Annotated in this window: 2 protein-coding genes; both read left to right on the top strand. The window is 45.7% G+C overall.

What is annotated here, in order from left to right; translation table 11 throughout:
- Nucleotides 1-365 (top strand): M24 family metallopeptidase (locus ACED53_RS23395; protein WP_371693335.1); only part of this gene is annotated, 365 nt, incomplete at its 5' end.
- A 141-nt stretch (nucleotides 366-506) separates the two neighbouring features.
- Nucleotides 507-1,368, top strand: an 862-nt coding sequence (locus tag ACED53_RS23390) for a DMT family transporter (RefSeq protein ID WP_371693337.1), incomplete at its 3' end; no start/stop codon positions are given.

Raw genomic sequence — 1,368 nt, 5'->3', positions numbered from 1 at the left:
GTGAGCAAACCAAAGCGGCATACCGCGCTACTTACGAAGCGACCACGAAAGGCTTTGAGGCTGCGAAACCGGGCGCAACCACGACTGACATCTACAACGCGATGTGGGGAGTATTAGAAGCCAATGGTGCATTGGGCAACGACGTTGGTCGTCTTGGTCATGGTTTAGGTATGGAGCTGACAGAGCGCCCGTCTAACACGGCTACCGACAACACAGTACTTAAGCCGGGTATGGTGATGACATTAGAACCGGGCATGGTTTACGCACCGGGTAAGTCAATGGTTCACGAAGAGAATATCGTGATTACTGAAGACGGCGCTGAATGGTTAAGCAAACGCGCAGAGCCAGAACTGATCATTATTTAGCTCAAAACTTAACACCTTACAAATTTAACACCCTACAAAAGCTGGCTCTGGACTCCAGAGTCAGCACATAAAAATTATAAAAAAACTGGGCGGTGATGCATCGCTCTTATTCAATAAGAAATAAGATTACGGAAGATAAAAATGAACACAACAAACAGAGACACATTTTTAGGATGGACTGCCGCCATTGCCGTTGCCTGTATCTGGGGCGTAACAGGGGTGGTCTCTAAGCCGCTTTCTATGGCTGTTGATCCGATGACATTGGTATTTTTCCGCTACGTTACCGCGGTAATTGGCCTATCAATCATTTTCTTTTTTACATCACGTAGCAAAAACTTAAGTGCAGACTTAGGTTCTTCATTAAAGATCGATACCAAAGATATTGGACGTATTGCGCTTTGCGGCATCGTGGGACAAGGGGTTTTCTCACTTTTTAATTTCCTTTCTCTTTCTCATATTGGTGCGACTGAAAACGGTGTTATCCAAGGTATGCAGCCGTTCGCGACAGTCTTCTTCGGTATGATGTTTATGAACTTCCGTATGAACAAGATTCAGTGGGGCGCTTTCATCGCATCTGCAGTTTGTATTTACGCAATGAGTGTCGGGCCAACAAACACCATTGAAGGCGGTACTCCGCTGCTGGGTTATGTTTACGTGACATGCTCGATGCTGGCTTTAGCGTGGACGGCACATTTACGTGCTAGCTTAGCGGACAAATACGGCTCAGTGGTTTCCATGCTGTACCAATACATTTCGGTTGCTGTGATGGGCATTATCGTTGTGTTGACCATGGGCTTGGACTTGTCTCAGATTTACATTATTTTCTCTAGCCCGCTGTTGATTGCACTGCTTATTTTCTTAGGTACAGGCATTTCTGGTGGTAGCTACTTGATTCAATTGTATTCTTTCAAGCGTATCGGTGTAGAAAAGGCAACGATGGCATTAAACCTCATGCCTTTGGTTGGCTACTTAGTGGCGGTTTTAACACTTGGCGAACAGATGG

The organism is Vibrio sp. 1F169, assembly GCF_041439605.1.
In the GTDB taxonomy this organism is placed as follows: Bacteria; Pseudomonadota; Gammaproteobacteria; order Enterobacterales; family Vibrionaceae; genus Vibrio; species Vibrio tasmaniensis_A.
This window is presented reverse-complemented; position numbering and strand designations above follow the sequence as displayed.